General features: G+C 67.7%; 21 protein-coding genes. 14 read left to right on the plus strand and 7 right to left on the minus strand.

Going from position 1 to position 24,990, the window contains the following annotated elements:
* Positions 1-160: 160 nt before the first annotated feature.
* The 5 genes from ON34_RS11785 (at position 161) to ON34_RS11805 (ending at position 4,693) form a co-directional block, all read left to right on the plus strand.
* Complete coding sequence (locus ON34_RS11785; RefSeq protein WP_040778229.1) at positions 161-1,363, plus strand: cytochrome P450; 1,203 nt, start codon at positions 161-163, stop codon at positions 1,361-1,363.
* Positions 1,363-2,172 (plus strand): SDR family oxidoreductase, encoded by an 810-nt coding sequence (locus tag ON34_RS11790; protein WP_040778234.1) that lies wholly within the window; start codon positions 1,363-1,365, stop codon positions 2,170-2,172. Before ON34_RS11785 ends, ON34_RS11790 begins: the two co-directional genes overlap by 1 nt.
* A gap of 2 nt (positions 2,173-2,174) precedes the next feature.
* On the plus strand, positions 2,175-2,372 hold the full coding sequence (locus tag ON34_RS11795) for a ferredoxin (protein ID WP_040778238.1): 198 nt from the start codon (positions 2,175-2,177) through the stop codon (positions 2,370-2,372).
* Between the two features lie 138 nt (positions 2,373-2,510).
* Positions 2,511-4,103, plus strand: coding sequence for a succinic semialdehyde dehydrogenase (locus ON34_RS11800; protein WP_051022396.1), 1,593 nt, complete (start codon positions 2,511-2,513; stop codon positions 4,101-4,103).
* A gap of 104 nt (positions 4,104-4,207) precedes the next feature.
* Entirely contained in the window at positions 4,208-4,693 is a 486-nt protein-coding gene (locus ON34_RS11805; RefSeq protein WP_040778240.1) for a glutathione peroxidase, read from the plus strand.
* 11 nt (positions 4,694-4,704) lie between these two features.
* Here the strand turns inward: ON34_RS11805 and ON34_RS11810 are convergent, their stop codons facing one another.
* A complete protein-coding gene (locus ON34_RS11810) occupies positions 4,705-5,532 on the minus strand; it encodes a class I SAM-dependent methyltransferase (RefSeq protein WP_040778244.1) in 828 nt (275 codons plus the stop codon).
* A 64-nt stretch (positions 5,533-5,596) separates the two neighbouring features.
* Here ON34_RS11810 and ON34_RS11815 point away from each other — a divergent pair, with 64 nt between their 5' ends.
* Positions 5,597-6,229 carry a TetR/AcrR family transcriptional regulator gene (locus tag ON34_RS11815; RefSeq protein WP_174372027.1) on the plus strand — a complete coding sequence of 211 codons (633 nt, stop codon included), beginning with the start codon at positions 5,597-5,599 and terminating at the stop codon, positions 6,227-6,229.
* Between the two features lie 60 nt (positions 6,230-6,289).
* Here the strand turns inward: ON34_RS11815 and ON34_RS11820 are convergent, their stop codons facing one another.
* From ON34_RS11820 to ON34_RS11840, 5 genes are all read right to left on the minus strand, one after another.
* Positions 6,290-7,654: an NtaA/DmoA family FMN-dependent monooxygenase gene (locus ON34_RS11820; RefSeq protein ID WP_040778247.1), complete on the minus strand. Its 1,365-nt coding sequence runs from the start codon at positions 7,652-7,654 to the stop codon at positions 6,290-6,292.
* Positions 7,655-7,673: 19 nt separating this feature from the next.
* Positions 7,674-8,717, minus strand: a complete 1,044-nt coding sequence (locus ON34_RS11825; protein ID WP_040778251.1) for an LLM class flavin-dependent oxidoreductase — start codon at positions 8,715-8,717, stop codon at positions 7,674-7,676.
* A 218-nt stretch (positions 8,718-8,935) separates the two neighbouring features.
* Positions 8,936-10,372, minus strand: coding sequence for an MFS transporter (locus ON34_RS11830; protein ID WP_169333861.1), 1,437 nt, complete (start codon positions 10,370-10,372; stop codon positions 8,936-8,938).
* Positions 10,373-10,453: 81 nt separating this feature from the next.
* Positions 10,454-12,115: a sulfatase-like hydrolase/transferase gene (locus tag ON34_RS11835; protein WP_063821662.1), complete on the minus strand. Its 1,662-nt coding sequence runs from the start codon at positions 12,113-12,115 to the stop codon at positions 10,454-10,456.
* 171 nt (positions 12,116-12,286) lie between these two features.
* Complete coding sequence (locus tag ON34_RS11840; RefSeq protein WP_040778255.1) at positions 12,287-12,973, minus strand: TetR/AcrR family transcriptional regulator; 687 nt, start codon at positions 12,971-12,973, stop codon at positions 12,287-12,289.
* 151 nt (positions 12,974-13,124) lie between these two features.
* On the opposite strand from ON34_RS11840, the gene ON34_RS11845 reads away from it, so the two are divergent.
* Positions 13,125-14,063, plus strand: a complete 939-nt coding sequence (locus ON34_RS11845; RefSeq protein WP_040778258.1) for an NAD-dependent epimerase/dehydratase family protein — start codon at positions 13,125-13,127, stop codon at positions 14,061-14,063.
* A gap of 84 nt (positions 14,064-14,147) precedes the next feature.
* Here ON34_RS11845 and ON34_RS11850 read toward each other — a convergent pair whose 3' ends face one another.
* Positions 14,148-14,810: a PAS and ANTAR domain-containing protein gene (locus ON34_RS11850; RefSeq protein ID WP_040778260.1), complete on the minus strand. Its 663-nt coding sequence runs from the start codon at positions 14,808-14,810 to the stop codon at positions 14,148-14,150.
* A gap of 431 nt (positions 14,811-15,241) precedes the next feature.
* Here ON34_RS11850 and ON34_RS11855 point away from each other — a divergent pair, with 431 nt between their 5' ends.
* The 7 genes from ON34_RS11855 (at position 15,242) to ON34_RS11885 (ending at position 24,910) form a co-directional block, all read left to right on the plus strand.
* Positions 15,242-15,937, plus strand: coding sequence for a type 1 glutamine amidotransferase domain-containing protein (locus ON34_RS11855; RefSeq protein ID WP_040778261.1), 696 nt, complete (start codon positions 15,242-15,244; stop codon positions 15,935-15,937).
* 248 nt (positions 15,938-16,185) lie between these two features.
* Positions 16,186-17,253 (plus strand): DNA/RNA non-specific endonuclease, encoded by a 1,068-nt coding sequence (locus ON34_RS11860; RefSeq protein ID WP_245547991.1) that lies wholly within the window; start codon positions 16,186-16,188, stop codon positions 17,251-17,253.
* A 125-nt stretch (positions 17,254-17,378) separates the two neighbouring features.
* A complete protein-coding gene (locus tag ON34_RS11865) occupies positions 17,379-18,167 on the plus strand; it encodes an AfsR/SARP family transcriptional regulator (RefSeq protein ID WP_157172268.1) in 789 nt (262 codons plus the stop codon).
* A 103-nt stretch (positions 18,168-18,270) separates the two neighbouring features.
* Complete coding sequence (locus ON34_RS11870) at positions 18,271-20,346, plus strand: S1 family peptidase (RefSeq protein ID WP_040778263.1); 2,076 nt, start codon at positions 18,271-18,273, stop codon at positions 20,344-20,346.
* Positions 20,343-22,688: a hypothetical protein gene (locus ON34_RS35980; RefSeq protein WP_040778266.1), complete on the plus strand. Its 2,346-nt coding sequence runs from the start codon at positions 20,343-20,345 to the stop codon at positions 22,686-22,688. Before ON34_RS11870 ends, ON34_RS35980 begins: the two co-directional genes overlap by 4 nt.
* Positions 22,685-23,119 (plus strand): hypothetical protein, encoded by a 435-nt coding sequence (locus tag ON34_RS11880; protein WP_051022399.1) that lies wholly within the window; start codon positions 22,685-22,687, stop codon positions 23,117-23,119. Before ON34_RS35980 ends, ON34_RS11880 begins: the two co-directional genes overlap by 4 nt.
* Positions 23,120-23,146: 27 nt before the next feature.
* The gene (locus ON34_RS11885) at positions 23,147-24,910 is read left to right on the plus strand and encodes a M4 family metallopeptidase (protein ID WP_051022400.1); all 1,764 of its coding nucleotides are present in this window, start codon (positions 23,147-23,149) and stop codon (positions 24,908-24,910) included.
* Positions 24,911-24,990 lie beyond the last annotated feature (80 nt).

Genomic DNA, 24,990 nt, shown 5'->3' on the forward strand with positions numbered 1-24,990 from the left:
GTTTCTCGGTTTCGCGCATTCCGATGCGCGATAGTCGAGGTGTCGCGCCGAAAGATTGTCGGGGTAACGAGGCGATGGTAGTGTCCAGACACATGTCCAGCTATCTGTCTCCGGACTTTGGCATCCAGCGGAACCTGTTACCGAATTCGGAGGGCGGCCGATGACGGCGGCAGTGCAGCCGGTGACGTTCGATCCATACGACTACCGGTTCCACGAGGACCCGTATCCGACCTACCGGCGGCTGCGGGAGGAGGCGCCGCTGTATCACAACCCGGACCTGGATTTCTGGGCGCTGTCGCGGCACGCGGACGTGACCGGAGCGTTTCGCGACAGCGCGCGGTTGTCGAGTGCGAACGGCGTCTCGCTGGATCCGGCGGCATGGGGTCCGCACGCGCATCGGGTGATGTCGTTTCTGGCGATGGACGATCCGCGGCATATGCGGATGCGGCGGCTGGTCTACAAGGGCTTCACGCCGAAGCGGGTCGCGGAGATGGAGGACCGCATCCGGGAGTTGACGCTGTCGTACTTGGAACCGGCGCTGGCGGCCGGGACGTTCGATTGGATCGACCAGGTCGCGGGCAAGCTGCCGATGGACGTGATCTCCGAGCTGATGGGCGTGCCGGAGACCGACCGCGCGGAGATCCGCAGGCTGGCCGATCTGGTCGTGCACCGTGAGGACGGCGTGCTCGATATCCCGCTGGCCGCGGCGGAATCATCCATGAAACTCCTGGGCTACTACACCGAGATGGTGGCCGAGCGGCGACGTGCGCCACGCGAGGATCTGACTTCGGCGCTGCTGGACGCCGAGATCGACGGCGACCGGTTGTCCGACGAGGAGATCATCGGATTCCTGTTCTTGATGGTGGTGGCCGGGAACGAGACCACGACGAAACTGCTGGGCAATGCCTTGTATTGGGGTGGGCGGAATCCGGGGGAGTACGCGAAGGTGGTCGCCGATCCGGATCTGGTCTCCGACTGGGTGGAAGAGACGCTGCGCTATGACACCTCCAGCCAGATAATCGCGCGCACCGCGACGGAGGACCTCGCCTATCACGACGGTTCCATTCCGGCTGGCGCCAAGGTGCTGCTGCTGATCGGCTCGGCCAACCGCGATCCCGAAGTATTCGACGACGGCGACAGCTTCCGCATCGATCGGGCCGACAAATCCGGACTGGCCAGTTTCGGTGCGGGCGTGCACTTCTGCCTCGGCGCGCATCTGGCGCGGCTGGAGGCGGGCGTCGCCTTGCGCGAGTTCGCCTCGCGAGTGCGCTCCTACGGCGTGCTGGAGTCCGGCATCGCGCGCGTGCATTCCTCGAACGTGCGCGGTTTCGCGCACCTTCCGATCGCCGTGGAGGTCCGATAGTGCCCAGATTCGCACCCCATCCGGAACGCAGGCCCGCACTCGTCTCGGGGGCGTCCTCCGGGATCGGCGCGGCCACCGCGATGGCACTGGCCGAACTCGGCCACCCGGTGGCGCTCGGTGCTCGGCGCGTCGAGCAGTGCGCCGAGCTGGCGGACAAGATCCGCGCGAACGGCGGCGAGGCCTTCGCGCACCGGCTGGATGTCACCGAGCCGGACTCGGTCGAGGAGTTCGTGCGCGCCGCCGAGACCGCGGTGGGGCCCACCGAGATCCTGGTGTCCAGCGCGGGCGACATCGAGTTCGGCCAGGTGCACGCGATGGATCCGGAACGATTCCTGCGCCAGGTGCACGTCCATCTCGTCGGCGCGCATCGCTTGGTGCACCGGGTGCTGCCCGGCATGCTGCGCAGGCAACGCGGTGACGTCGTGCTGATCAGCTCCGACTGCGCGCCGGAGCCACGCCCGCGAACCGGCGCCTACAGCGCCGCGAAGGCCGGGCTGGAGGCGATGGCCGCGCAGATGCGAATGGAGCTGGAGGGCACCGGCATTCGCGCTTCGCTGGTGCGGCCTGGCCCCACCCTCACCGGCATGGGCATGGACTCCACGCCCGAGGTCGTCGGTCCGCTGCTGGAGGACTGGAAGGCCTGGGGATTCGCCCGGCATCCGTATATGTTGCGTGCGGCAGACCTGGCCGCCGCGGTGGTGGCGGTGGTGTCGACGCCGCGGGGCGCGCATCTGGTCCTGGTGGAGGTGCAACCCGAGGCGCCGGTGCGTCCGCTCGATGCCTCGTCCGGCGAGGAGAACGGAGGGTGACGATGCGAGTGCTGGCGGATCTGGATCTGTGTCAGGGGCACGCGGTGTGTCAGGACGAGGCGCCGGACGCGTTCCACGTGCCCAAGCGCGGCAAAGTGGAGATTCTCGACGCGGCCGCCGATTCGTCGTCGCGGGCCGACGTGCAGCGCGCGGTCCGCTACTGCCCGACCCAGGCGTTGTCCCTCATCGCGGACGACTGAACGAGAATCTCCGCTCTCGGCGGGTAGGCACGCGCCGCCGGGGCGAATACCATGGACGAAAACCGGAACGTGTTCTAATTTAGGTCCGGTATCCGGCCCGGCACCTGCGGCGATGCCCGACGTCATGGAGAAGACCCGATGAGCACAGCACACACCGAGAAGGCGGCGGGCGCCGTGCCCGCCAGGATCACCGGGGAGCTGATCGAGCGGCTGACCGGCCTGGTCGCCGCCGACGGTAGCGCGGCGGCGTTCCCGATGACGGAGGTCTACACCGGCGCGCCGGTCGGCGAGCTGCCGCAGTCGACACCGCGGGACGTACTGGCCGCGTGCGCGAACGCCCGTGCCGCGCAGGCCGCATGGGCCGCGCTGCCGCTGCGGGAGCGTTTGCGCGTTTTCGAACGAGCCCACGAATTGATCCTGCGCGACGTGGAGACCATCGCCGACCTCATCCAGATCGGCTGCGGCAAGACCCGCCGCATGGCCGTCGAGGAATCCTGCGACGTGCCGATGGTGATCAGTCACTACCTGAAGACCGCGCGCCGCGTGCTGCGGCCGAAACGGCGCGGCGGTCCGATGCCGCTGCTGACCACCTCGACCGAGGAGCATCGCCCGAAAGGCCTCGTCGCGGTGATCGCCCCGTGGAACTTCCCCTTCGCCATCGCCCTGTCCGACGCCGTGCCCGCGCTCATGGCGGGCAACGGCGTCGTGCTCAAGCCGGACAACAAGACCGCGCTGTGCGTGCTCTTCGGCGTCGAGCTGCTGCACCGCGCCGGACTGCCGCGCGGACTCGCACAGGTGGTGTGCGGGGAGGGACCCGACATCGGGCCGACCCTGATCGACAACGTCGATTTCGTCATGTTCACCGGTTCCACCGCCACCGGCCGGATCGTCGGCGAACAGGCCGGACGCAATCTCATCGGGTGCAGCCTGGAACTCGGCGGCAAGAACCCGATGATCGTGCTCGCCGACGCGAACCTGGACGAGGTGATCCCCGGCGCGGTGTTCGCGGCGTTCGCCAACTCCGGGCAGGCGTGCATGCACATCGAACGGATCTATGCGCACCGCGACATCCACGACGAGTTCCTGCGCCGATTGGTCGCGGCCGCAGCGGAATTGAACGGCAAGATCGGGGCCGCCTACGACTACACACCGGAGTTCGGCTCCCTCGTCTCCCCGCAACACCTCGAACGGGTCGCCGCCCACGTCGAAGACGCCCGCGCCAAAGGCGCCACCGTGCACGTCGGCGGTAAAGTGCGCCCTGACATCGGCCCCGCCTTCTACGAAGCCACCGTGCTGACCGGTGTGACACCCGAGATGACCCACGCGACGCTGGAAACCTTCGGCCCGGTCGTCACCGTATATCCGTTCTCCGACGAGCAGGAGGCGGTCCGCCTCGCCAACGCCACCGACTACGGCTTGAACGCCAGCGTCTGGAGCCGCGACCTGGCACACGCCAACCGCATCGCCGCCCAGTTGCAGGCGGGCAATATCAACATCAACGACGGCTTCGTCGCAACCTACGCCGCCAAAGCCACGCCGTCGGGCGGGGTCAAGCAGTCCGGCGTCGGCACCCGCCACGGCGACCAGGGCCTGCTGAAATACACCGACACCGTGAACGTCGGCGTGCTGAAGAAGCAGGTGCTCGCGGCACGGGCGGGTCAGCCCTACGACAAGCAGCTGAAGACGACGCTGATGTCGCTGCGACTCATGCGCCGAACCAGATTGCGCTGAGCGCGGTTCGCAACACCGCACCGACGACGACCGCCCACCCGGACGATCCGGTACCGTGGCCGTCGGGGTGGGTCGACGATCAAGAATGGGCAGGTCCGATACGAATGAGCCTTCGAGACGTACCGCTACGCACGTTGTCCGGTGAGCCGACCACGCTGGCCGAGCTGGTCGGCGACAACGCCGTCCTGCTGGTCAACGTGGCCTCGAAATGCGGCCTGACACCGCAGTATTCCGGCCTGGTCGAACTGCACCGGTCGTTCGGCCCCCGCGGCTTGCGCGTGGTCGGCGTGCCCTGCAACCAATTCATGGGCCAGGAGCCGGGCACCGCGGAGGAGATCCAGCAGTTCTGCTCCACCACGTACGGCGTGGACTTCCCGCTGCTCGAGAAGACCGACGTCAACGGCGAAAACCGGCACGCGTTGTACCGGACCCTGGTGGAATCCGCCGACGCCGACGGCAACGCCGGTGATATCCAGTGGAACTTCGAGAAGTTCCTCATCGACCGCGATGGAAAGGTAGCGGGCCGCTTCCGCCCGACCGTGACGCCGGAGTCGCCCGCACTGGTCGCGGCGATCGAAGCCGTTCTCTGAGACAGGAATCGTCAGGCGGCAGGATTTCGGGCCGCGGTGATCAGGACAGTGGTGTAGCGGCACACCAGGTTGCCTCCTACCGCATCGATTGCCGCACCGAGGCCTGCCAGTACTTCGTCCAGGACGTTCTTCGGGAGCTGGGTGGTGATGCCGGTGGTGGATGACAGCTCCAGCCACTCGTCGCGGGAATACGGGTGCTCCCAGGTGAATTGCCGCTGCTCCGGCTCCTCGAACGTGCCCGCCTGCCGGATTCCGTCGGATATCTTGTCGCACATCATCGCGTACGCCTCCGGCCCCGAAGTCGTAGCCAGGCGGGCAATCGGCGAGTCGGGCAAAACGCTGCGATAGACCTCGGCGAATGCCTCCTCCAGTTCGCGGGGTGGCTGACTCGCATTCCAGAACACCGCCAGCCGGCCGCCGGGCCGCAGCGTCTCGGCGGCCTTGGCCGCCCCGGCGATCGGGTCGACCCAGTGCCAGGTCTGCCCGGAGACGATGGCGTCGAACGTCCGTCCGGCCGGATCCCAGGCTTCGAATGTGGCCACCTCGACTTCGGTTCCGTCGCGTCGCGCGAAATCGGCCATGCGCGCGTCGGGTTCGACTCCGAGCACCGTGCAGCCTGCCGCTCGGAATTGCTGGGCGACTATCCCGGTACCGATGCCGACATCGAGGAACTCGCGCCCCGGGCTCGCGGCGACGATGGCCTCCACCATGCCTTGGGGGTAGCGGGGCCGGGACCGGTGATACCGCGCCGCGTCCACGCCGAACGACTCGGCCACCTGACGGGCTCGATGAGACTCGTTCACCGGGGGATGCGAAGGATGATCGGGTAGAGTGGGCATGCGCCCACCTTAGTGGGCGGATGCCCACTACGCCAGCTCTCATGATCGAAAGGACGGAAGCCGGGTGCCGACCGGGATACACATCCGCGACGTGCGTGCACAGCTGTTCGACGCCGCCGAACGCGTCCTGCTCCGGGACGGGGCGATGGCGCTGACCAGCCGGGCGGTCACCATGGAGGCAGGCTGCGCCAAGGGCGTGCTGCACCGGCATTTCGACGACTTCGACGCCTTCCTGGCCGAATTCGTGCTCGATCGCATTCAGCGGATCGAGCGTCGAGCCGTCGCCCTGCGGGAGGCAGCCGGGACCGCCGCTGTCGCGGACAACATCACCAGCGCGCTGGCGGACCTGTTCGGGTCGATCGCTGGAGCGATCGTTCCGCTCATCACCTTCCGGGACGAACTGCGCGCCCGCCTGCGCAGGGCCGGGCTGGTCGGCCTGCCGGTAGTGACGGAAGCCGCGGCCATGATCGCGTCCTACCTCACGGTCGAGCGCGAACTGGGCCGGATCGCGGCAGAAGCCGACATCGACACGCTCGCACCCACTCTGATCGGGGCGGGGCATCTGCTGTACGCGGACCGGAAAGCCACTCCACCGGAGGTCGCCGACGTCCGCAAAATGGTGGTTACTGTCCTCGCCGACGTCCTGCGCGAAGTAGAGCGGCAACGGCCCAGCGGTAACTCGCCGGAGAGCCGCTGAGAAAGTGTCCGCGTCGAGCCGGAAACGTCGTCTCGAGACGGCGGCTCGGGTGGGTTCGCGTCAGGACCTGCGGGTGAGCGGTTCCCGCAACCGGAGGTGCTCGCGCAGTGTGGTGCCGGTGTATTCGGTGCGGTAGACCCCGCGCTCCTGGAGTTCGGGGACCAGCCAGTCGACGATCTCGTCGAGTCCGCCGGGGACCAGGTAGGGGGAGATGTTGAATCCGTCGGAGGCTCCGTGGCGCACCCAGCGGGCGAGTTCGTCGGCGACCTGGGCGGGGGTGCCCGCGAAGCCGGAGCGTTCGGTTGTCGCGATGACGACCTCCCGCAGGGAGAGGTTCTCGGCTTCGGCTCTGGCTCGCCATTCGCGGGCGATGGCCAGCGGGTCCTGTCCGGAACGCGGCGCCCCTCTGGTCTCCGAAATCGGGCGCGGCTGTGGGTCGTCCGGGGGCAGTGGGCCGTCCGGGTCGAGTCCGGACAGGTCGCGGCCCCAGACCTGACCGGCCAGCGACAGCGCGGTCCGGCCGGTGTACTGGCCGTTCTTCACCCAGCGCACCTTCTCCTCGACCTCGGATTCCTTCTCCGCGAGGATGATCTGGGTGCCGGGCAGGATCCGGATGTCGTCCTGCGGGCGTCCCGCCGCACGCAGGCGGGACCGGATGTCGTCGGCGAAGGTGAGCGCGTCGTCGAAATGTGTTCCGTGCCTGGAGAAGATGACGTCGGCATGCGCCGCGGCGAAATCGCGGCCGGTCGGCGAGTCACCGGCCTGGAAGATGACCGGATGTCCTTGCCTGCTGCGCGGCAGCGTGGGGGTGATCGTCACCTGGAAGTGGTCGCTGGTCCGCTCGACCGGGTGGATGGCGTCGGCGCGCGCCCACGACGGGCTCTGCTGCGACGTCGCGATCGCGCCGTCGTCCCAGGCGTCCCAGATCGCGCGCACCGTCGCCACGAATTCGGCGGCGCGTTCGTAGCGCAGCGCGTGGTCCAGATAGCCGCCGCGGCGGAAGTTGGCGCCGGTCCAGGCGTTGTCGGTGGTGACCGCGTTCCAGCCCGCGCGACCGCCGGACAGCAGGTCCAGCCCGCTGAGCTTGCGTGCGAGGTCGGCGGGCTCGTTGTAGGTCGTGTTCTGCGTGGCGACCAGGCCGATGTGGCGGGTGATGCCCGCCAGTGCGGCCAGTTGCGTGATGGCGTCGGGACGGCCCGCGATGTCCAGTTCGAGGATGACGCCGTCCTGCTCGCGCAGGCGCAGTCCCTCGCCGAGGAAGAACGCGTCGAACAGGCCGCGCTCCGCGGTCTGCGCGACCTTGCGGAAGGTCTCGAAATCGATCTGCGATCCGCTGGACGGTTCCGACCAGATCGTGGTGTGGTTCACGCCCTGGAAGAAGACGCCGAAGTGGACCTGGGCGTCGGGGCGCGGGAAGTCGGTCACGGGAACGGTCTCCTGGTGCTCAGCGTGTGGTGGCGTAGCGGTTGACGGGACGGGCCAGGCCGAGGTTGGCGCGCAACGTCGAACCGGGAACCGGGCGGTGCGCCACGCCGGTGCGCAGCAGACCGGGCAGGACTTCGCGCGTGAGCACGGGCAGGTCTTCGTCGATCACCGCGGGGTGCAGCCGGACGCCGTCGAAATGGGCACTGAGTTCGGTGAGCAGGCCGACCAGCTTTTGCGCCGAGCCGGAGAACGCCGGTCGGCCACCGGAACCGGGTGGCGTGGCGAACCGCTCCGCGGCACTCGCGGCGGGCGTGTCGAGCGTGACGTCGAGCTCGGCGAAGACCAGCGGAGCACCCGCCGAACGCGCGTGCGCACCCGCCTCGATCGCGGCGGAGACCGAATCGGCCGCGACCAGCCGAACGTCGACCTCGCCCTCGGCGCCGAACACCACCGGCTGTCCCTGCGGCGGCCGCGGCACGATCGCGGGCCCCTTCACCGCGAAGCTCTCGCCCTGGAAGTCGATGTAGTGCAGCTTGTTCCGGTCGAGGAACCGGCCGCTGGGGTAGTCGCGGATCACCGCGTCGTCCTCCCAGGAGTCCCACAGGCGGCGCGCCACCTCGATGGAATCCCGCTGCTCCCTGGCCAGCTCGGCGTCCCCGCGCACCGGAGGGCGGCCCCAGGTCGCCGCCGCGCGGGGGTCCTCGACGCGTTCGGCGATCCATCCGGCCCGTCCGCGCGACGCGTAGTCGAGCGAGGCCACCTGCGAGGCCGTGTGGAACGGCTCGGCGTAGGTGGTCGCGACCGTGGGCACCAGTCCGATCGTGCTGGTCGTCGCCGCGACGAACGCCGCCCGGGTCACCGCGTCCATCCGTCCTGGCAGCGCCCCGGGCAGGATCGAGTCGGCGAACGTGGCGAGGGTGAACCCGGCGTTCTCGGCGGCGGCGACCCGGGTGCGCACGGTGTCGGCGGTGAGCAGACGATCCGGCGCATGCGCTGCATGCCGCCACGCCTCGGGATGAAATCCCTCGCCGTCGAGTTCTATGCCGAGCGCGAGAACGCCCATTCGACAACCTCTTTCGTACCGCGACCGACACAGTGCACGCCCGGCCGCGACAGCCCGAGCGGGCGCTGACCCGGCTCGGGCCGCCGACGGCGCACCCTCTCCGAGCATGGCGGGCGGCGGCAGTCCGGCGCGATGGTTTGCGTCGCGATGATTCGAAGGTTGTCGAATAGCAGTGTGCGCCGGAGCCGTGCGGCACTCCGGCGCACGCCGCTGTGCGGTTACCGCGCCGCGCGGGCCGAGAACGCCGCGGCGAGCAGGACCGTGACCCCCTCGGCGATCGCCGTGACGCCCAACGCGTGCGCCGCGCTCGACACCGTGCTGCCCGCCAGGCCGAGGAACAGCGACCCGAAGGTGGCGATGCCGACCACGATGCCGAGTTGCACGGTGGTCACCAGAATGCCGCTGGCATCGGCCGCCAGGGTCATCGGCACCTTGGCCAGCGTGCGCGTCATGAGCGGACTGAACGCCAGACCATTGCCGAGGCCGCAGAGGCCGAGCAGCACCAGCGCGATCACGCCGACGTCGGCCCGGTCGCGCAGCAGCGCGCCGAGCGCGACCATGCTCGCCGCCCCGAGCACCAGGCCGAGCGGAATCATGGCGGGGTGGAACCGATTCGGGATCCGCTCCCAGTTCAGGCTGGCCACCGCGAAGGTCGCTCCGAGCGGGACGAACAGCAGACCCGCGTGCAGCGCGCTGTAGCCGAGAGTGCTCTGCAGGTGGATCGCCATGACGAACATCCAGCCGCCGAAGGTCGCCATGACCACGAACAACGTGACCGCCGTCAGCACCAGTCCCGGCGCCGCGAGGACCGGCCGGGCGAACAGCGGTTCGCCGCCGCGCGCCGCCACCAGTCGTTCGATGGTCACGAACAGTGCGAGGCCGATAACGCTGGCGCCCAACGAGATCCACGACCACAGCGGCCAATCCAGTTCTCGGCCCAGCACCAGCGGAAGCACCAGCAGCAGCACCGACACGGTGAGTGTCGCCAACCCGGGCAGATCGAGCTTGCGTTCGACGCGCTGGGTCGCCGACGGCAGGACGCGCGGCGCCACGGCGAGCAGCACGACGCCGATCGGCACGTTCACCAGGAACACGCCACGCCAGCTGCTGCCGAACAGGTCGGCGTTGACGATGAGCCCGCCGAGCACCTGTCCGGCGACCATGCCGCCGGAGATGATCGCCGAATACAGGCTGAGCGCCCTCGCCCGGGCGTCGCCGGTGAAGACGCGCTGGATGAGCGTCATGATCTGCGGCACCATCGCCGCCGCGCCGACACCCTGTGCGAACCGGAAGACGATCAACGACGTCTCGTTCCAAGCCAGACCGCAGGCCAGCGAGGCCAGCGTGAACGCGGCGAGTCCCGCGATGAACGCGCGGCGCTGGGTGAACCGGTCGCCCAGGCGCGCGCCGGTGACCAGCAGGACGGCGTAGGCGATGACGTAACCGGCGACGATCAGCTGCAGAGCCGAGCCGCTGGTGTGCAACGAGCCGCGAATCGAGGGAATCGCCACGTTGACGATGGAAGCGTCGAGCACGGCCATGAACTGGCCGGTGAGGATGACCATGAGGATGGCCAGTGGACGCCGCGCTCCCAGCGCGGCGGGCGGCGTGGCGGCGCGCGTCGCCGCCGCACCGGGCGAGATGGTCTGTGTCATGCTTCGAGCTTGCGATGTGCCGGGCACCGGTAACAGGAGCCCGATAACACTGGTACCGGCAGCACCAGGCTGAGCGCGAGGCTAGGGCGGGGGCACCAGATCCAGCAGGGCTTTACCGATCCGCTCGGCTTGGACCAAGACGTTCGTCTGCGCTGCGATGTAGTCGCCGATGCCTTCCTCTTGGGCGGCCCGCAGATACGGCGGCAGCGGCTGCTGGATCTCGTTCCGGATGACGTTGTCCAGCAGCGATTCCATCTCCCCGCGCAACGGGTTTCCGGTCGCGGCCTGGTTGTCGAGCTCGAGCCGGCCGCCATCGGCGCTGTAGTCGTAGAGTTCGAATTCCTGCTCTTGCGCCGCATCGATCTGGATCTGGCCGCGCACCCAATGAGAGTAGGAAGTGAATTTCGCGTCGGCGGTGCGCACCATCGCCACATGGCCCGGCGCGTTCTGGTTGAACAGGATCGCGGCCTCTTCGATCGAGTCCTCGTCGGTGGTGTGCGCGACCCAGGGACGGCCCGCGGCGCCCGGATTACGGCACAGCGCGGCGATGTCCAGTCGCCCGCTGAGGTGTTCGTAGCGTCCGTCGCCGCGCCAGCCATTTCCGCCGGTGGCGATGGTGAGCAGCAAGGGCGTGAAATCGACGCTGGAGGTGAGCTGGCTCCTGGTGCTCGTACCCGCGACCGGGCTGAAGTAGCCGCGCGGATCGTGGACGTAGAGCGGAACCCGGATCGCCTCGTCGTAGGCGGCGCCGCCTTTGCCGTGCAGGCCGTGCGAACCGGCGTAATCGCCGTGGTCTGAGGTGAAGACGATGACGGTGTTGGCCGCGACCTCGGGGCGGGAGTTCAGGGTGTCGAGCACCCGCCCGATCTGGATGTCGACCTGCTGCTGGGCCCACAGATAGAGGTTGCGCATGTCGATCCAGGCATGCACGGCTTCCGGCGTTCCGTAGGGCGCGGGCCCGAATGCCGCGGCCGAGACCTCCACCAGCGCCATCTGCAGCCGAGGCTTCTTCGACAGTTGTTCCAGCGATTCGAAATTGGGCGGAAGGTCGTTCATCCAGCGCGGGATGTCGGCGTTGAATTGGTCGCGCCGGGTCCAGCGCGGCCACCATTGGATGTCATGCGGGTTGACCAGCGACACGGTGGTGCACCAGGGTGCGCTGCCGGAATCGTTGTGGAACCAGTCGACGAATTGGTCGACGATCTTCGGATCCGCCTGCAGCCCTTGGCCCGGTGCGCCATTGGGGGAGGGATAGGTGCCGCCGTGAAAGCCGTACGCCTCGAGCGCGCCCGGCGTGCGATCCGGGTAGCTGCCGAGATGCCACTTGCCCCAGTAGGTGGTGTCGTACCCGTGCTCGCGCAGCATCGACCCCCACGTCGGGAACAACGGCGTCAACGTCGACTCCGACACGACCATCACGCCGGTCTGCTGCGAATAGAGGCCGGTGAGCAGGCAACCGCGAGCCGGTGTGCAGTCGTTCGCCGCGGTGTAGTGGTTCTCGAAGGACACACTGCCTTCGCGGATCCGGGCGATATTCGGCAGCACGCGATCCAATATCCCCTGCTCGGGAAACCACATGGGGGTGCGCATCTCGTCCACGATGATCACGAGGATGTTCGGCTTGTCCGGATCGATGTCCGCTCGCGCTCTGCCCGGGGCGGCTCCGGCCGAGACGGCGGCCGCCGCCGTCGCCGAGGTGGCCGCGCTGGTCAGAAATCCCCTTCGAGTGAACGAGCTCGGCAATGTTCCTCCACGAATGAGTATGTTCGGTCGTCAAGTGGAACGCGGCGTATCTCGGTGCTGTCACCGTAGCGTCGAGCGGCGGGCGGTGGCCGCAGGCCGAGGGGAGACACGCCGATCGGCGATCGGTGTTATGCGTGGCCGAAGTTGTCGGCCGATTCGATGCCGGACCGGCTACGGCAGGCCGACCAGATCCGCCATCAGGTTCATGTGGTGGGTGAAGTACTCGGCACGGGCTTCGATGGTGTTGTCGAGGCGGCCGAAGATTTCGAAGTTGAGCAGGCCGAACAGGTGGGTCCAGGCGACGAATACGCGGTCGAGAACCTCCTCGGGCAGGTCGGAGGATTGCCGCTCGATGAGGCGGCGCAGGTCGGCGCGCACGGGGGCGGGCAGTGGAGTCGGAAGCGGCGGCGCCGTCAGCTCTTTCGCACCTGCTTGCGCGATGGCGACGAGCCGGAACACCACCGCCGCCGCAGGCGCCACAGTGTCTTCCGGTGCGTCGTAACCGGGCACTGGATTGCCGTACAGCAGGCCGTATTCGGTCGGATGTGCCACCGCCCACTCCCGCACGGAAGAGCACACCGCAAGCCACCGCCCGCGCAGATCGGTGGCGGATATTCTCGCGTCGGCATCGGCGGCGGCGTCGGCGAGCGCCTGGTAGGCCTCCATGATCAGGGCGGTCAGCAGATCGTCGCGGCTCGGGAAGTACCGGTAGAGCGCGGACGCGACGATGCCCAGATCGCGCGCGACCCCGCGCAGGGAGAGGTTCGCGCCATCCATCGCCAATCGCCTGCGCGCGGCGGCCTTGATCTCCTCGGTCATCTCGGAGCGGACACGCGCGCGCAGCGAAGGGGCGGACATGCCCGAAGTATAGAGAACAAGTAAACGCTCAGAGAACGTGTGTACGATATGTGAACACTGTTCTTGACATAGATCGCCGTTCGCGGCTATCTTCTTCCCTGAAGAGAGAACGGTGTTCTCCAAACGGAACACACGACAGGATGGATCTGCCATGTCCCTGTATGTCGTCATCGGAGCCGGTCCGGTCGGATCCGCCACCGCTCAGCTGCTCGCCGCGCGCGGCGACCGGGTGCGCTTGATCACCAGGCGCGGTCACGGCCCCGATCATCCGCTGATCGAACGTATCGCCGCCGACGCGACCGATGCCGCGGTGTTGAGCCGGCATTGTGCGGGCGCGGGCGTCGTCTTCCAGTGTGCTCAGCCGCCGTACCACCGCTGGACCGCCGACTTCCCGCCACTTGCCGCCGCTGTGCTCCAGGCGGCGGAGGTGACCGGCGCCGGATTGCTCAGCGTCGGAAATTTGTATGGCTACGGGCAGGTCGACGGGTCGATCACCGAGCGGCAACCGCTGCGCCCCAACAGCGGAAAAGGGCGGGTGCGGGCGGAATTGTGGGCCGAGGCGCTGGCCGCCCACGAAGCGGGCCGAATCCGCACCGCCGAGGTGCGTGGGTCGGATTACCTTGGCGCCGGGGCGAATTCCGTATTCACGGCCTTGGCGCTGCCCGCGGTGCTGGCCGGCCGCCGGGTGCTGTTCCCCGCTGATCTGGACACCGCGCACAGCTGGACCGATGTCGGTGACACCGCGCGCACTCTGGTCGCGGTAGCGGATGACGAGAATGCCTGGGGGCGAGCATGGCATACACCGACGGCGCCGCCGATGTCCATCCGCCAGCTGGCCGAACTGGCCGCGACGGTCGCCGATGCGCCACCTGCACGCGTCGGCCGCATGCCCGCCGCGATGCTCTGGGCCGCTGGGCTTTTCAATCCCGACGCCCGCGAGCTGACCGAGCTGCGCTACCAGTTCGATCGTCCGTTCGTCATAGATTCTTCCGCCGCCACCGCCGCATTCGGCATAGAACCGACCCCCACCGCAGACGCGTTGCGCGCCACCATTGCCGCCCTGCGCCCCGAACCGGTATCCCACGATTGATGGGGCAGTGGCCTGGTGCACGTCGCGGGCGCTCCTACATCCCAGGCCCGGAGCATGCGCCGGTCGATCGGCGGCAGGTCCGGATTACGTCACGCGGTCGTGCAGAGTCAGCAGGAGATGGTCGAAATGGGTGCGCTGCTGAACCAGCGCACCGCCCATCGCGACGACGTCGGAGGCGAGTTGCTCCGCCAGCGTGCGGATCTTGACGTTGGTTTCCTGCGAGCGCCAGCGCAGCACCCGGAACGCCTGTTCGGCATTGATGCCGTAGACGAACATGACGATGCCTTTGGCCTGTTCGATCACCGCGCGGGCGTCGATGAGGTCGGGCAGCAGGTCGTCGAGAGCTTCCTGGCGGTTGTCCTGGAGCGTCTCGGTGACATCGAGGTAGTAGCCCGCGGTGCCGACCACGGCGCCCTGCTCGTCGAGCATCTGTTCGCCGATCACGATCACGTCGTGCGTGTCGCCCGACGTGTCGATGATCCGGTGGCGGCTGCAGAACGGGGCAGCCGTCTCGATGGCGTCGGTGAGCGTCTCGGCGACCCGCTCGCGGTCGTCGGGGTGCTGATGGCTCAGCACCAGCTCGGTGGACGGCTCGGCCTCGCCGGGGGAGTAGCCGTGCATCGCGGCGACGTCCTCGGACCACTCCCACCGCTGATCGTCGAACCAGAATCGAAAACTTCCGATGTCCGGGCAGCCGCCCAGCACACTGTGCGCAGGGTCCTGTCGGCACTGGCCCGTCTCTGTCATTTGTCCAGTATGGCTCCACCACCTGCCCGGCTCGGGCGGAGGTCCCTGGTGGCCCGGTGAGGGTGACCGGTGTGTTGTCTGCGCGAACGCGGTTGCCTGAAGCTCGCCAGGGCTGATGTGCCGTCGGGCTCACAGTCGACCCGGCCGGTGTGATCCATGCCGAGAGCCGGTTCGTGGGACGGCCGGAAGCCATGGTCACGCCGAGTAAGCCTGCACGTGCAAGCGCGGCCCGGTGTCTGGTAACCCATCGAAATTCCGATGTCTGAAATCGGCAGTCTTATTCGTCACCTATGGATGGGCAGGACTACCTTCGACGGTGTCGCCGCTGACGACCCACCGTGCCCGTAGCAGCGCTGAGGGATGCGGTCGAGTCAGCGCGACATGTTCGATGATCGAACCCCGGTTACCGGGTTCCGGAAGACGGAGACAACATGTCGAAGATCCTTTTCGTGATGACCGGCGTCGACTACTGGACGCTCGCCGACGGGACGAAGCACCCGACCGGCTTCTGGGCCGAGGAGTTCGTGGTGCCCTTCGAGAAGCTGAAGGCCGCGGGCCACGAGATCGTCGTCGCCACGCCCGGCGGCGTCGTACCGAGCGTGGACCGGAGCAGCCTCGCCGCGGAGGTCAACGGCGGCCAGGAGACCGCCGAGCACCGCGCCCAGGTGATCGCCACGAGTGCCGAACTGAACAACCCCGTCGTCTTGGCGGATGTCGACCTCGACGAGTACGCCGCGGTGTTCTACCCCGGCGGGCACGGACCGATGGAAGATCTCGCGGTCGACGCCGACTCCGGCCGCCTGCTCACCGCCGCCCTGGCATCGGGCAAGCCCTTGGCGGTGGTGTGCCATGCACCGGCCGCGCTGCTGGCCGCCACCGAGGACGGCGGCGCCAACAGCTTCGCGGGATACACCTTGACCGGTTTCACCAACGCCGAAGAGACGCAGGCCGGTTTCGCCGACAAAGCCAAGTGGCTGCTCCAGGACCGCTTGGTCCAGAACGGTGCCGAGTTCCGCGAGGCCGACCCGTGGACGCCGAACGTGGTGGTGGACCGCACGCTGATCACGGGCCAGAACCCGGCCTCCTCGGCGGGTGTCGCGGACGAATTGCTGAAGACCCTCGGCTGATCGCGGTCGCCGACCGGCTCCGGTGCCGTGCTCGGCCCCGGAGCCGGATCGCGGTGTGCGGGTAGGCGCCGCACGTCAGCCGGATCTGCCGACCGACGGCCGATTCAATTCTCGATTGAACAAATTGTATCGACCATAAATGGACTCCATTTCCGAGTAGTTCACTACTCGTGCACCTCTCGTCCGGCGAACGAAGGATGGTGGTGCTGGTGGCGTGCGCCCGGCGTAACCCGAACATGGAGTCGACAATGCCTGCGAAAAGCCATTCATCATTTGACCATCGGCAGGGCGGCCTGCTCATCGCCCTGCACAAGTTCATCGGGACCACGGGTGAGGATTTGCTCGTGGATCCCGATATTTCCTCGATCGGTCTCGGCTACAAGGAGATCGACGGGGAACCGGCCACCGAGATATCGGTGCGGTTCGCCGTGAACGAGAAGGTATCCGAACCGGAAGCGTTCGAAGCGCTCGGAACGTCGATTCCGGAGCGCATCACCGTCGAGGAGGCCGCGGCCGCGACGGGATACGACGCACGTTTCCTCGCGTCGCCGATTCCGCTGCCTGTGGTCGACGCACGGGTTCGCCCGGACGTCGCAACAACGTTCGACGGTTCGGAGGTGCTGCACTACACGCATTTCTCCCTCGCAATGCGCCGCTCGCGTAAGTTCGCCATCTGGGTGGCGTGGAACATCGATGGCGCCTCGATCCGAAAACTCTCGCGAAAGAGGATCGATTTCGTCAAAGACCCGAGACTCGATGCGGACGCACAGGTCGGCAACGAGTTGTACCGCGACAACCGGCTCGATCGCGGCCACCTCGCGCGACGGGCCGACCTGCTCTGGGGCAGTCCGGCCGAGGCCGCGACGGCCAACAGGGACTCGTTCTTCTACACCAACATCACGCCGCAGATGGACGACTTCAACCAGAGCGCGCGCAACGGACTCTGGGGCCGTCTCGAAGACGCGGTCTTCGCCGACGCCAGCGTCGACGACCTCAAAGTCAGCGCGTTCGGCGGCCCGGTCTTCGCCGACGACGACCGGGAGTTCCGGCAAGTCAAGATCCCGCGCGAGTTCTGGAAGATCATCGCGTTCGTGGAGAACGGCGAACTGAAGGCCCGCGGATTCCTGTTGAGCCAGAATCTGCGGCCGCTCGAAGCGCTGGATCTGGACGAGTTCCGCGTCTTCCAGGTTCCGTTGACCGAAATCGAGCGGCGCGCGCTCGTCCACTTCCCGCAAACCTTGCGGGAGGCGGATCTCCACGTGGCGCCGGAGGAATTGTCCATTCCGTTGAGCGCGGTTTCGGAGATCCAATGGTGATCACGTAGTCGGCTACTCACGCCGACAGTCGGTGGTATGGGCATGATGTCCGATATGCGGTAGCCGAGATCGACCGGCCGCCGTGCGTCCGCGAAATGAAGACCGACGCGCGATCGAGTGGTGAAATGGTGCTCATCGACCACAATGCCATGCATACGACGTGTTTCCAGCTCACGTTGGTCGAGGAATTCGCCCTGCACAGCGGCGGCCGCCGGCTTTCCGTTCCGCACGCGGCGGAACGGGTGCTGACCTATCTCGCACTGCTGAATCGACCGGTCGCTCGTGGCCGCCTTGCCGGTGCGCTGTGGCCGGAATGCGCTGATCGCTGCGCGGCGCAGCGTCTGCGCACCGCCCTGTGGCGTTTGCGCCGCGTCCAGGACGCAGTCGTGGAGATCAACGGCGATCGACTGCGCCTGCACCCGGACATATCCGTCGATCTGGCATACCTCACCGAATTGGCGCACCGACTGGTTCACCAGCCTTGCCCGGAGGATCTCGCGCGAGTTCCACTGCTGCTCAATCGCGGGGAGCTGCTGCCGGACTGGGACGAGGAGTGGGTGGTCGTCGACCGGGAACGGTATCGATTGGCCCGGGTCGCGGCGCTCGAATCGGCGGCCGAAGCATTGCTGGGGCGTCGGCAGGGCGGCGCCGCCCTGATGGCCGCGTCGGCGGTTGTGGCGGCAGAGCCGCTGCGAGAAAGCTCCCGCCGGATTCTGATGCGGATCCATCTCGCGCAGGGCAACAAGATCGACGCCCTCCGTGAATACCAGCGATACCGAGACCTGCTGTGGGCCGAGTTCGGCGCGCGGCCGTCGCCGGAAATCGACGACCTGCGCCTTCGCGTCAACGAGTGCGATGCCGCGTCGGTCGAGTGGCTCCTGGATCACCGGCACGAGGCACTACGGGCGCCGTGACGAGTAGGGCAACGGCGAGGTGACGGTGCTGTGACGCGCACGAGGAACACTCCGCCGGGAGCGGACGTGACAACACCAATTTCTCTCCCAGGGCGGACGGACCATGAATTCTCGAATCCAGGCGGCGTGGTTGAAGCAGATCGAGGCCGCCGCGGAGCGTTACGACGCGACCGAGACCAAGCGCGAGGACATCGAGCAACTCCGCAGAATGAAGGACAGCACGGTCGTCGACTCCCCGGAACAGATCAGCGCTCGCGCACAGCGGCTGGCGGCCAGCGGCGAGATGCCCGTGGAGGCCATGATCGAAGTCGGCCGGACCGAGCCCTCCGACCGGATCACCACCCTCGAGCGGATCATCGGCGCCAGCAACGAACTCCAGCCGGCCAACTTCCTGGCCCGCGGCGCTCGCACGGCGGCGACGGTCGCGCGGATCTCGCTGATTCGCAATGGCCGAGAGATCCCGATGGGCACCGGTTTCCTGGTATCGCCCAGACTGCTCCTGACCAACAATCACGTGCTTGCCGACCAGGACACCGCCCGGCAGGTCGTGGTCGAATTCGGCGCCGAGACGACAATCGACAACAACCCCTGCCTTCCACTGCGGTTCCGTCTCGACCCCGACTTCTTCGTGACCGATGAGCACCTGGACTTCACCCTGGTGCCGGTCCGTCCCGGTACCGACGGCAAACCGCCAGGGGACGTCGTCGGCTGGTGGAACCGCCTGATCAGGGACCAGGGCAAGATCGTCATCGGTGAGGCGATGAACATCATCGGCCATCCGATGGGCAGGCTCAAGGAGATCGGGATCCGCAAGAACCAGCTCGACCTGCAGCTCGATCACTTCCTGCACTACTCGACCGACACCGAACCGGGAAACTCCGGCTCCCCGGTTTTCAACGACCAGTGGGAGGTCGTCGCGCTGCACCACTCCGGTGTGCCGTGCACCGACGAGCAAGGACGGATCCTGCGCCGCGACGGAACAGTCTGGCGTCAGGGCGACGGCGACGACGCAATCGCCTGGACGGCCAACGAGGGTGTGCGAATCAGTGCGATCCTCGGGCACCTGGCCGGACTGCCGCGCTCGGCACGCGACGAGGAACTCCTCGCCGAACTCGGTCCCGACTGCGGACTGGTCGCCGGACCATCGGCGTTCGACCGAATCGCACCTGCCGAGGACAGCATCGAGCCCGCGGCTCCAGCTGCGACGCCGCGGGAGAGTACCGGAGTCCGGGGCGGCGTCACCGCCCGAGCAGGCGCTTTCGGCGGCACACGTCATCTGCTGTTCCTGCACGGCCGCAGCCAGCACGGTCGCGATCCCGAGCTCCTGCGCCGGGAGTGGACCGCCGGACTGAACAAAGGCCTGACCCTTGCCGGGCTCAGCCCGCTCGATCCCGCGGACGCGTACTTTCCCTTCTACGGCGATCGTTTGGCGGCCCTGCTGCAGCCTCTCGAGCGAACCACCCTCGCGCCCGAGACGATGGCCGTCGACCATGCCCTGGCAATGGCTCCGCCCACACCGCAGGCCCGTCAGCTGTACGACCAGATCTTGCAGAACGCGGCCGCGGATGCGGGCATGCCGTCCGATGACGATCAACCGGCGCAAGCCATCGAGGTGGAAGGACTCGGTTCGATCGGTAGCGCGATCGTGAGCAAGCTGCAGCGACAGCTGAGCTGGCTGGCCGCCCGCAGCGATCTGGACGAGCTCGTCATCGCGCAAGTCTTCCGTGACGTCGCCACCTACCTCGCCGACGAGCGGATCCGGCAAGCGGTACTCGACTGCGTCCTCGAGACCGTCCCCGCTTCGGGGCGGCTCACCCTGGTCAGCCACAGTCTCGGCACCGTGGTCGCGATGGACCTGCTCACCCGGCTCCAGCCCCAGCTCGACGTCGCCGTGCTGGTCACCCTCGGCAGCCCCCTGGGGTTGGACGCCGTCCACGACAAACTCCTGGTCGCGGGGCCGCACCGGCCAGAACGTGTCGGCGACTGGCTGAATGCCTGGTCCGCGGTGGATCCGATCACGATCGGATGCCCACTGCGCCATATCTGGAAGGGGCAGCTCAGGGAGATCCCCGTCGACAATCCCAAGGAACGGGCACACAGCATCGCCGAATACCTTGCCCATCCGGCTGTCGCGCAAGCCATCCACAGCGGTGTCGCGTCGACGACGACGGGAACATGACGGGGGAGTCCGATTCCGTTTACCGCGTCCATGTCGGCGGTGCGGTAGCCGGTCAGGTCGTCGTGGGGAATCACAACGTTGTCATCAACGCGCAGAATTCCTCGGTCGTAGTACGCGACGATCCGGCGCCGGTGGTGACCCGGCGGACGCGGCCGGTGTGCACGGCGCTGCCCCGGGTCGGCGCCGAATTGCTCGGCAGGCGAATGGAATCGGCACTGTTGATGCAGTGGCTCGCGGAAGGATTTCCCGTCGAGGTGTGCGGCGGGCCCGGAGTCGGCAAGTCCGCACTGCTGCGGTGGTTCGCCGCCGATCGCGCGGCTCGCGGCCACGACGTGGTGTTCCTGCACGCCGCCGGGCTGGCGGCGCCGGACGTGATCCAGGAGCTGTTCCAATCCTGTTATGACGCTCCGGGATACATTCCCGACCTGCGACGGCTGCGCCGCCTGATGATCTCCATCCACGCGCTGGTCGTGGTGGACGATTTCGAGGGTTCGGTGGAGGAGTTCTCCACACTCGTCGACCTGCTGCCCGCGAGTGACCTCGTCGTATCGACCAGGCAGCGAGTCGCGTGGGGGCGGGGGCGCTCGCTGGAGTTGCGGGGTTTGGACGAACAGGCGGCCCTGGCGCTGATGGCCCGCGAACTCGGCCGCGGCTTGGACGGGAACCTGGCGGCGGCGCGGCAGTTGTGCCGAGCGGCCAACGGCTATCCGCGTGCCTTGCTGCAGGCCGCCGCATGGCTTCGCAGCGGCGGCGCGGCCACGATGCCCGCTGCCCCCGAGGTGCCGCAACGCGCCTTGGTCGGCGGCCTCGGCGAGCGGTCGCGCCGCGTTCTCACGGTGCTGTGTGCCGTGGCGGGTGCCCATCTGTCGCCCGCTCTCTGCCGGGCGATGACTCGCGATGCCGGGAGCCCGTCGGCGCTGGAGGAACTGGCTGGTCTGCATTTGGCCGAACGCTCCGGCGTGGGCTACCGGCTGGCTGTGGACCCCCGTACGGTGGCGGGCGAATGGGGGATCCCGCCGCCGAATGCCGCCGACTACCTCGACGCGCTGCTCGAGTGGGCGAACCGGGTGGCCGCGCCGATGGACATCGCGGATGCCGCACCCGTTGTCGAACGTGTGCTGCAGGCCGCGGTCGCACGTGGCCGGCAAGCGTCCGCGTGTGCCCTGGCGCGGAAAGTGGCGCCCGCGCTCGGCTTGACGCTGCTGTGGGGTGCGTGGGGCACGGTCCTGAAATTCGGTAGAGATGCCGCCCTCGCCGGCGGTTTCGCGGCTGACCTGGCCTACTTCGAACACGAGGACAGGGTTCGCCGTCAGGCACTGGCGGCGGCGGCCGGAGCGGTCGTGGTCTCCGGTGCGGGCGGGAAGTTGGTGAGTGGCCGCCTGGCTTCCACGCACACGGCACGCAAATCCGTTGCCATGATGTCCTCGCATCCGGTCGCCACCGGATGGGGCGTCGCGCTGATCGTGGCTGTCGCCGTCGCGGGGGTCATGCTCGCCACCGGCCGACAAGCGGAAGTCGGACCGGAGGCGTTCATCACCAGGCTGCCTCCACCGCCGACGGATGCCGGTGGAGAGCCGCCCGGGGCCTCCGCGACGGGCGGGTCGCGTCCGCTACTGCCACCCGGAGGCGGTTTCTGTACGCGGTTTGCGGACAGCGTCGACTTCGGTACGGTCGCCGTCGGCAGCGCCGCCGAGCGGGATGTCTCGTTCCCATCGCTGGACTGTGACGACCGGTCAGCGGCATTTTTGGAGGCCGACTCCGCATTCAGCGCGAAGCGTGACTCTTGCCCATCGTCAGGCGATTTCGGGACCTGCGTTTTTCGAGTGACTTTCCGACCGCAGGCGCCTGGCTCGTACCGGGCGACCCTGGTCGTCCCGGACGACAACGGCGGGCGGGCGGTGACCATTGCCCTCACCGGCCACACACAGGGGCTGGATACCAGCGCGAGCTCGGCATCACCGACACCACCGTCGCCGGGTTCGCCGCCGCCGAAGGTGACCTCGGTATCGCCGCCGCCACCACCGCCGTCACCGACCGTGCCGCCGCCGCGCACAGTGCCGCAGCCGCCGCCGACCGTCCCCGAGCCGCCGCCGACTGTCCCCGAGCCGCCGCGAACTGTGCCGCCGCCACCGCCGCCGCCGACGGTGCCCCCGCCCCCACCGCCGCCGACGGTGCCGCCACCCCCGCCGCCGCCGACGGTGCCCCCGCCCCCACCGCCGCCGACGGTGCCGCCACCCCCACCACCGCCGCCCCCGCCGCCGGACACGTTCAAGCCGCCAGCGGTGAAAACCCTACCCACGGTTTCCCAACCGGCCCCCTATCCCAATGAGGAACTCCGATGACCGATACACCTGGGGATCGCTACAACATTCACGTGGGCGGCGGCGTTTCCGGCCAGTTCACCGTCGGACGAGACAACACGGTGAGCCGAATCGAAGCCGGGCGAGACGCTGTCCAGGTGACAGCGGCCGACATGGACGCGCTCCGAAGCGAATTCGCCCGTGTGCGTGTCCAATTGCCCCCGGACACCGCCGTCACCGATCAGGCTCGTGATCGCCTCGACGAGTTGGAGAAGGCGGTCACCGCTCCCGAGCCGGATCTGTCGACCATGGAATACGTCCGCAACTGGTTCGTGCGGAATCTTCCGGAACTCGCGGGCACGGTAACCGGATTGATCGTGCACCCGATCGTGGGGCGGTTGGTCGCAGGGGTCGGCGGCGCTCTCGCCGCGGAATTCCAGCGCCGCTTCGGCTTCGACGCCACTTCCCGATGAGACCAACGCGCAGAAAGGGTACCGAAAATGTCAGCATCACTGGAATCTCTGCACTACCACGTCGCGGACGATCCTGCCACGGGCGATGACGTATCCGCACGCTCCCGCGAGTCGTTCCCGGCCGGTGCTGCCGCGCCGGAATTGGACGCGCCCGCATTGTCTTTCACCAGCAATGAGGCAGCGGCCCGGTTCTATCTCGACCAAATCCTGCGCAGCGACGGCCGCCCTGCGCTGGAATCACTGGTCGAACCGGAACGTGCCGAACGGGTGCCGAGTTTGGTTCTCGAGAGCGAGCAGGACTTGCGGAGGCTGGGCACCCAGCAGGTGCGTTTCGCGCAGACCGCACGGAGTATCCCGGTCTTCGGAGCAGGCGCTGTGGTCGAACTCAACGACTCCCGGGAGTTGGTGAGTGTGAACGCACGGCTCGACGAGGTTTCCGATGTGGACCCGGTCGAGTCTCTCAGACGTTCCGAGGCACTGGAGCGGCTGGCACGGTTCACCGGAGTGGCGATCTCTCCGGAGGCGGGCGTGAGCGGAAGGCTGAACTTCTACAAGGACGAGGACGCCGGATCCTGGCACCTCGCATGGTTCTTCCGCGGAGTTCCCGCGGAACCACCGGCGCCGACGGAAAGCACGGAGATCGATCCCCAGGCAATCGAGGGCCACGGATTGGGTCCGAGGCCGATCCCACCGAGCTTCGACTACCTGGTCGACGCGCACGACGGCGAAATTCTGTACTACTACAGCGCCGTCCCGACGGCGCTTCCGCGCCCGACCCGGTGCACAGGGACCGACGAGAACGAGGTGAAGCAGACTTTCCTCGGAAAACTGGCCTCTCCCGCCGGTACGACCTGTCAGCTGCATGACCCTCTGCGGGCGGTACGGACCTACGATCTCGAGTTCGCGGATCTCGACGGCAATCCTGCCCTGCCGAATAGGCCCGTCGAGGCGGCCAGCAGCGACTTCGGTACGACCAACCGGGCGGCTGTCTCGGCCCATCTCAACGCATCCCGCGTGCAGGACTTCTACAAAGCCGTCCTGCAACGAGACGGCATCGACGACCAGGGAATGGACCTCGTGTCGTTGGTCAACGCGACGGCTACCAGCATGGAGCGACCGCCCGGCCTGCTCAATGCCTTCTGGTGGCAGCGCAAGATGTGGTACGGGCAGCTTCGGCGTGGCGGCCGTCTGGTGAGCCTTTCCCGCTATCTGGACGTCATCGGCCACGAACTCACCCACGGCGTCATCGAGTCGACGTCGAACTTGGTCTACGCGACGCAATCCGGTGCGTTGAACGAGTCGTTCGCCGATATCGCGGGCGTCATCATCAACAACTGGTACACCGCACCGGAACGGGAAGACGTGGGGACGTGGAACTGGAAAATCGGCGCCGGTCTGCGCAGCGACGGCCGTCCACTGCGCGACTTCGCGGACCCGGCGCGCACCGGGCATCCCAAGCATATGGACCAGTTCCGTGCGCTCAGGCCCGGTGAGCGTCCCGGCCCAACGAACGATCAGGGATGGGTGCACCTCAACAGCAACATCCACAACAAGGCGGTGCACAATGTGCTCACCCTGTCGAAGAATGGCGAGCGGGTGTTCAGCGTGCAGGACGTCGCCGTGCTGACCTATCTCGCGATGGCCCGATTGACCTCGCGCGCAACGTTTGCCGAAGCGCTGCAGTCCATGGTCGATGTCGCCCGAACCTACTTCGGTGGCGACCCCGACAGGAAAGACAAAATCGACGCGATCCGCGAGTCGTACCGATTGGTAGGGATCTCCGCTTCCTGAAGTCCACGCTCGGCAGGTAACCCGTACTCGACCGCCGCGGCACCGGTTGGTGTGCCCGATCTGTCTGGCGTGCCCGGTTG

This window comes from Nocardia pneumoniae NBRC 100136 (genome assembly GCF_000308755.1).
GTDB classification, from domain to species: domain Bacteria; phylum Actinomycetota; class Actinomycetes; order Mycobacteriales; family Mycobacteriaceae; genus Nocardia; species Nocardia pneumoniae.

What these genes read in the sequence shown, in the direction of transcription:
- ON34_RS11785 (WP_040778229.1), top strand. Translation starts at nt 161, where the DNA reads ATGACGGCGGCAGTGCAGCCGGTGACGTTCGATCCATACGACTACCGG.
- ON34_RS11795 (WP_040778238.1), top strand. Translation starts at nt 2,175, where the DNA reads ATGCGAGTGCTGGCGGATCTGGATCTGTGTCAGGGGCACGCGGTGTGT.
- ON34_RS11800 (WP_051022396.1), top strand. Translation starts at nt 2,511, where the DNA reads ATGAGCACAGCACACACCGAGAAGGCGGCGGGCGCCGTGCCCGCCAGG.
- ON34_RS11805 (WP_040778240.1), top strand. Translation starts at nt 4,208, where the DNA reads ATGAGCCTTCGAGACGTACCGCTACGCACGTTGTCCGGTGAGCCGACC.
- ON34_RS11810 (WP_040778244.1), bottom strand. Translation starts at nt 5,532, where the DNA reads ATGCCCACTCTACCCGATCATCCTTCGCATCCCCCGGTGAACGAGTCT.
- ON34_RS11825 (WP_040778251.1), bottom strand. Translation starts at nt 8,717, where the DNA reads ATGGGCGTTCTCGCGCTCGGCATAGAACTCGACGGCGAGGGATTTCAT.
- ON34_RS11830 (WP_169333861.1), bottom strand. Translation starts at nt 10,372, where the DNA reads ATGACACAGACCATCTCGCCCGGTGCGGCGGCGACGCGCGCCGCCACG.
- ON34_RS11840 (WP_040778255.1), bottom strand. Translation starts at nt 12,973, where the DNA reads ATGTCCGCCCCTTCGCTGCGCGCGCGTGTCCGCTCCGAGATGACCGAG.
- ON34_RS11845 (WP_040778258.1), top strand. Translation starts at nt 13,125, where the DNA reads ATGTCCCTGTATGTCGTCATCGGAGCCGGTCCGGTCGGATCCGCCACC.
- ON34_RS11850 (WP_040778260.1), bottom strand. Translation starts at nt 14,810, where the DNA reads ATGACAGAGACGGGCCAGTGCCGACAGGACCCTGCGCACAGTGTGCTG.
- ON34_RS11855 (WP_040778261.1), top strand. Translation starts at nt 15,242, where the DNA reads ATGTCGAAGATCCTTTTCGTGATGACCGGCGTCGACTACTGGACGCTC.
- ON34_RS11860 (WP_245547991.1), top strand. Translation starts at nt 16,186, where the DNA reads ATGCCTGCGAAAAGCCATTCATCATTTGACCATCGGCAGGGCGGCCTG.
- ON34_RS11865 (WP_157172268.1), top strand. Translation starts at nt 17,379, where the DNA reads ATGGTGCTCATCGACCACAATGCCATGCATACGACGTGTTTCCAGCTC.
- ON34_RS11870 (WP_040778263.1), top strand. Translation starts at nt 18,271, where the DNA reads ATGAATTCTCGAATCCAGGCGGCGTGGTTGAAGCAGATCGAGGCCGCC.
- ON34_RS35980 (WP_040778266.1), top strand. Translation starts at nt 20,343, where the DNA reads ATGACGGGGGAGTCCGATTCCGTTTACCGCGTCCATGTCGGCGGTGCG.
- ON34_RS11880 (WP_051022399.1), top strand. Translation starts at nt 22,685, where the DNA reads ATGACCGATACACCTGGGGATCGCTACAACATTCACGTGGGCGGCGGC.
- ON34_RS11885 (WP_051022400.1), top strand. Translation starts at nt 23,147, where the DNA reads ATGTCAGCATCACTGGAATCTCTGCACTACCACGTCGCGGACGATCCT.